Annotated in this window: 5 protein-coding genes and 1 pseudogene; 2 read left to right on the forward strand and 4 right to left on the reverse strand. The window is 52.3% G+C overall.

What is annotated here, in order from left to right:
* Positions 1-385: tyrosine-type recombinase/integrase (locus tag FEV53_RS19445; protein ID WP_185962342.1), on the forward strand; the 385-nt coding region annotated here is incomplete at its 5' end.
* 480 nt (positions 386-865) lie between these two features.
* Here FEV53_RS19445 and FEV53_RS19450 read toward each other — a convergent pair.
* The 4 genes and pseudogenes from FEV53_RS19450 to FEV53_RS19460 form a co-directional block, all read right to left on the reverse strand.
* Positions 866-2,917: an ATP-binding protein gene (locus tag FEV53_RS19450; RefSeq protein WP_142836323.1), complete on the reverse strand. Its 2,052-nt coding sequence runs from the start codon at positions 2,915-2,917 to the stop codon at positions 866-868.
* 642 nt (positions 2,918-3,559) lie between these two features.
* On the reverse strand, positions 3,560-3,709 hold the full coding sequence (locus FEV53_RS21070) for a hypothetical protein (protein ID WP_185962343.1): 150 nt from the start codon (positions 3,707-3,709) through the stop codon (positions 3,560-3,562).
* On the reverse strand, positions 3,702-3,992 hold the full coding sequence (locus tag FEV53_RS21340; RefSeq protein WP_142836324.1) for a hypothetical protein: 291 nt from the start codon (positions 3,990-3,992) through the stop codon (positions 3,702-3,704). The genes FEV53_RS21070 and FEV53_RS21340 overlap by 8 nt, the downstream gene beginning before the upstream one ends.
* A gap of 373 nt (positions 3,993-4,365) precedes the next feature.
* Positions 4,366-4,907, reverse strand: a pseudogene (locus FEV53_RS19460) (transposase); the annotation flags it as partial.
* 408 nt (positions 4,908-5,315) lie between these two features.
* Between FEV53_RS19460 and FEV53_RS21345 the strand changes: the two are divergent.
* Positions 5,316-5,503, forward strand: a 188-nt coding sequence (locus FEV53_RS21345) for a hypothetical protein (RefSeq protein WP_221931688.1), incomplete at its 3' end; no start/stop codon positions are given.

The raw sequence follows: 5,503 nt of genomic DNA on the forward strand, positions 1-5,503 counted from the left end.
GGTGGTTCTGCTGAGCGACGAGGCAAGCCAGCTCTTCAAGACGCGGCGCGGTCCTCGCAGCTCTGACTACGTCTTCCCGTCGCAGAGCTGCCCCGACCGCCCGCGCCGGTCCATCACGTCCGCATGGAACCACATTAAGCGCGCCGCAAGCCTGCCCCCCTCCCTGCGCCTCCACGATCTGCGCCACACCTATGCCAGCCATGCGGTGCTGTCCGGGGAAAGCCTGTACCTCACCGGCAAACTTCTCGGCCACCGCAATCCGGGCAGCACCAACCGCTACGCCCATCTCGACAGCCACCGTCTGGCCCGGGCCGCAGACAAGATCGCAGACCGCATCGACAGCATGATGAACGGCGAGCCTGAACGCAGCACCCGCCAGACATGACCGGCGGGGACGATGACTAGGGTCGGGCCGAACGGCGTGTGTTCAGAGAATCTACGGGTGGAGAAAAGGGGATTGTAGACACGCGGGGCGGGAAGCAGAAGTTCGCTGCATGCGCGAACGTGCCCCTTTCAGAACTTGGAAGCGGACGTGCAGCCGGAATCGCGCCCTTGGATGCGCCGCAACTCATACAAGGGCGGGAAGCATGAATTCGCTGCGATCAGAAGACCAAAAAGCTGCATCGTTGGGAGTTGACATGCGCACGGCGCAGTTCGCTGACTACCGGCTAAGTCATCGCATCACAGCATCGAGCCGGAAACAACTGCGGCGTCGAGGTTGTAGTCTACAAACAAAGCAATGCTCGCACCAAAGACGAACGCCGACCGCAACCACGCTTGGGATTATATGTCAAACTCAAATGTTAAAATCGTTCCAAGGATATCTATTTATAGCATCTCAAAAATATATATTCCGCTGCGAGCCCTAAATGCGGGAGATTTCCGCTTGGAGCGCAACGTGGATGTTGTCCAATATACGGCGCTGCAATTTGAACCACCCATCATCAATATCTGACAATGCCACACCGTCGAAGTCTTCTTCCAAGAAGAGCGAGTAGCCCTTTTCAGTATGCTCATTCAACTCAATGTGGCAGTGTTTGTTGCGATAGGCTTTCAAACGCATAAACGCCTTACGCAAAGCCGGTAACTCTGATTTGAAGTCCTCGTTTTTTGCTACGCCTCCAGTCAAAAACTTGTCGGCCGGTTCAACAAGATACTTGTGCGCGTGAACCAAGAATGATATTGCGTCTCCCTCATTCAATACCAAGGGTGCGTCAACGAAATCATGGCCTTTGATGCTCCCTGAGCTTGAGTAGATTGCGGCAACACCACGGCTGCTTCGCTCCTCGTTCAAAAGAATTAAGTCGTCGACAACCGACTTACAGCGCCGTTTCAGCCAAGCAGCCTTTTTTTCTTGCGTCCCAAATCTACTACCTTCATCTAATGCAATCGACTCCCTCTCGGAATGTTTCAAGTAACGCTTCACGACCGGAATTCGGAAGGTTGGCACCTCTGCTGTATCGACACTGACGAGGCCGTAATCCCTGATGTGACGCACGACCTCCGGCCTACTTGAAAAAGTAGCAAAATCAGCTACATCTCCAGATGCAAGCATCTTTAACATTTCATATTCATCCGGATAAAGCTCTGCAATTTCAGATACGACATGTCCGCAATAGGCGCTTAGTTCAGCGTCCCGGTCCTTTGCAGACGCGGTAATTTCGACCCTTCCGATCTTTAACGGCCGCGTCGCATTTTGAGCATCGAGAAGGTCATGGTGATAACTGCAGGCGAGTCTTGTAAGCAATGGGTGGCCGCCATATTCCGTGAAGAGCATGGATATAGCTGCATCGTCGAAAAACAGACCCATTCTGGAGCCAAAGAATCCAACCATGTTTTCCAAGTTCGCAAGCGACAGTCCCTTTAAGTAGTGGACGTTGAAGATGCTGAACATTGGATTTTGGACTGTTCTACCGGCCACATTATGACTATCAAAGCGATCAACGTCGCACACAGTTGGATTTACCCCACAAACGACATAAGAGATGTTGTCATGCTTAGTTTGTATGGACCAAAGTGCTTGCCATAAGTCGATAAAATCCTGCCTCCAATGCAGGTTGGTCGGCGAAATAGGAGAGATATATTCAATTTCATCGAAGATAACACAAATCTTCTTTTTCGAGGGGATGGACTGCACGGCTTTTTCCAGAACATCAAAGATATCTTCATTTTCCGAAATTTTCTTCGCATTCTTTTTCCCGAATCGCTTGTCGATCTCTTCCACAATCCTTCTGGCAAGTTCATCGCAGCTCGAGCGCCTGACCGGCCTATTTTTGCAGTCAAAGAAAATTGTCTCAACATCCTTCGCTTTCTTTAAAACCCTCTGAACCTTTAACAAAACAGATGTCTTTCCTGTCTTCCGAAGCCCAAAGAGTCCAGTGTTCTGCGACTTCCGAACATTATCAACTATCGACGCAACAATGTCCTCCCGGCCGTAGAAATAGCGGTCTGATTTTAATGGTAGCCTGTAGTCAAAAAGGTTTCTGATGAATAGATTCTGCTTGAGGCAGTTTACCAGCGCCCATCTGTCGTCAATGGCAGCATCTAAGGTCTTTTTTCCAAGCGGAACAATAATTCGATTTTCTGGATTTTCCGATTGGTATTGAGAAACCCATCTGTTCATTTCTGGATCAGGAGAGTGAAAAAATGCAACTGTTGAATCGATGCGACCAGCCAGTGGATGCTCGCTACATACTTGCTCCAACGCCTGCATCGATCTGGCTTGAAGTTTCGGATAGTGAGATAGAAAAAAGGGAATCTCTTTATCAAATCCAAAAGTTTCAGAAATTTCTCGCGATGGCCGAAGCAATGCCACATAGATTTCAGTATTTACCAGTCTACGATCCCGCTCCCAGCTTACTGTAAATTCCGGCGCCAATGCATTGTGAAACCATCGCCTATCGGCTTCAGAGATCATAACTTTATCCTTCCACATCGCGAGTTGTAGTTTCGCACACATGGATTAAGAAGGCCAGAGTTCGAGGCCAAAAATCCGGTTGGTAATACTCAGAACCGTGGCCGTTTCCGCAGTTTGGATGATAGCGTCTGGCAGAACCGCAGACTTCGGCTGCACACGAAGTCTGCGACCTGCTTTTGCCCACTTAACGTGGCGTTCGCGTTCTCTGGAGAAATGTGCGCGCGAGGCAAATGGAAGCAAGACCCCACGCCGCGGCCTTCTACCTATCCAAAATGCTGCGAGATGCATGAATGGCCGCAAAGCAAAAGCTGCCACGCGGCATCGGCTTGACCGACGAACAGCAGGTCAGGGCCGACTGCTGCACCACGCCGTCGCCGTCCAGATCGAGGGTGCCAGCTACCGCCTAAGCGTGCGCACCGACTTCATACCAGAGCACACGCGCAGAAATGCGTCTATAATGCCACCACTCCGCCACCGAAAAAGGAGAACCTGATCGAAACAACCAGCTGATCACCGTGACCGGAAAGTGGGAGAGTTTTACTTCGCTACTTTTGGGGATTTGTGATGCGGCATTTACAATCCTATCTTTGTAAGAATGACGGCGCGTGAGCACCGCCAAGATATGCCGCCTACTTCAGACCATCACCAACTTTCGGGCATATCCCTGACCGCACCAGCAGGGCCTGCTACTCGACCCGCTTGACTGCCGGTTCCAAAACATCCCCAGCGCCAGAAAATAATTCTCAAAAAACTACCAATAGATAAAGATAGATCGTTCTCTTGCTCACTCATGATAATTTTTCTTTTTGGCTATATTTTTATTTACTCTATTGACATCAGCCACTTGGGCGAAATACATCAGAAAGGGAGTTGAAAAAATCATAACTGGAGCATACTTCTTATATTGTTTTCCCACAAAATCATCAGGACTTCCGAAAAATATTAAATATAGCCAGAATAGTGTCGACAGTCCGACGCAAATGACAAATGCAGTTATAAGAGACGACATGCCTTTATATTTTCTAACCTTAATGTAATTTTCCCACTTTTCCGAAGGTGGGAAAATGTATTCCAAAGCATGGATCCTTTTTTCTAGGTCTTTCCTATTATTAGGTGATTTTCGCGACATAATTTCCTCTCGGTGTCGTCATCCCCAGCTTCCTAAAAAACCAATCTGAGCTGATTGGGCGTGTGCCGGATGTGACGTGGCAAAGAACATAAATGGCATATCCTAATTGGACTGTCGTCTGACGCGAGGATCGGCTGAAGCAGGCCGCCGGGCAAGTATTTTCTGCACGTCCACCGTGCCTGCGGCCACGCCGACGGCTGGCGCGTACAGATTTGGCGGCGAACCAGCATCCTCTGCGTTCACGACGGCCGCTTTTCAGGGCAGTGGGTAGACCTGTCCTGCCGCTTTCGTTCGGTTTGGGCGTGGATCGCGGTTACGCTCATGACGGAGAGTCTCGAAGACGGAGGATGGCGGCGGGGATGGAGCGCACCATTGAGCCTGTGACAGCAGCCTCGGCCAGTTGGAAGGTGATGGCACGGGCGTGGCACACGACACGCGCCCCGATCTTGACCGGCTTCAGTTGCAGACTGGTAAGCGACCAGTCGGCCATCCCTCAGGCACCGCGATGCAGCGCAAGAAGGCGGCCAGATTGTAGGCCAGTGCGCGCAGTGCAGGCGCACCTCGTAGTCGTGGAACTTTCGGCATGGTAGCCGTGTGCAGCGGAGAGCGCGTCTGCCTTCCTTGATATGCTGCTCGGCGGTTCCGTTCTGGTTGTAGAGCCGCACCACTCAGTCTGGCTACATCGGTAGATTTGTGACGATAAAGCCCTCTCGGGGGAACATCTCGCCCGGATGCCATTCAAATCTGGCATCCACTCGGTGCGATTTGTCCCAGCAGGCCGCCTGATATTCGACGTCCTCGACGAACCGCTTCACACTGGCCTTTGACGGTCGCCCAACGGGGGCGCGTCAGCCGGTGTGCGCCCGCTAAGCCGCATCGCCGCGTGTCGGTTTTGAGCACACCTCGTAATTATCTTGGACCGTTCCGGCGATCCTAGCAGAACAGTCCGCTCACCTGACACTCGGCGGGAACTGTGTCTCGCCAAGTTACGCACCTATCGAATGTGTGTGATCCCGGGGAACTGGACTTTAGCCCGGCTTTTGCCTAGCGTTTTTCCTAGGAAAGGGCTGACGAGGTCGTATCGCTTGTAGGAATGCAGTGGGTTTTGTGCAAAAAAGGCCGTTCAGACAATCTCTTGTGCGCCGCACTTTGAATCGGCTTGACGGCAGCTTGCTGCGTTATGTGTGGAAAAACCATGAGGTCCACAGGACCGATGGTGCCTCTCATCCCCCCGCCTCTGTCCACGGGACTGCGGAGCAGCCCGAGGGAATGAGGCGCCTGCGGCCCCTCAGACCCCCCCTGAGGGCCGTCACCGTCCTTCTGCTGGTCCTCCTTCCCGGTGTCGCGATCGGCCAGGAATGGGGGTCTGAGGGCCGCTTCGAGCTGAAGGGCAAGTCCGCTCCGATCGGGGTGAAATGGTCCGCAGATCCGTTCGAGACCCGTTGGCGTCAGACCCG

The organism is Palleronia caenipelagi (assembly GCF_007004065.1).
Classification (GTDB): Bacteria; Pseudomonadota; Alphaproteobacteria; order Rhodobacterales; family Rhodobacteraceae; genus Palleronia; species Palleronia caenipelagi.

Bases quoted from the DNA above. Each gene is read 5' to 3' on its own strand.
- FEV53_RS21070 (WP_185962343.1), bottom strand. From the start codon at position 3,709: ATGAGTGAGCAAGAGAACGATCTATCTTTATCTATTGGTAGTTTTTTG.
- FEV53_RS19450 (WP_142836323.1), bottom strand. From the start codon at position 2,917: ATGATCTCTGAAGCCGATAGGCGATGGTTTCACAATGCATTGGCGCCG.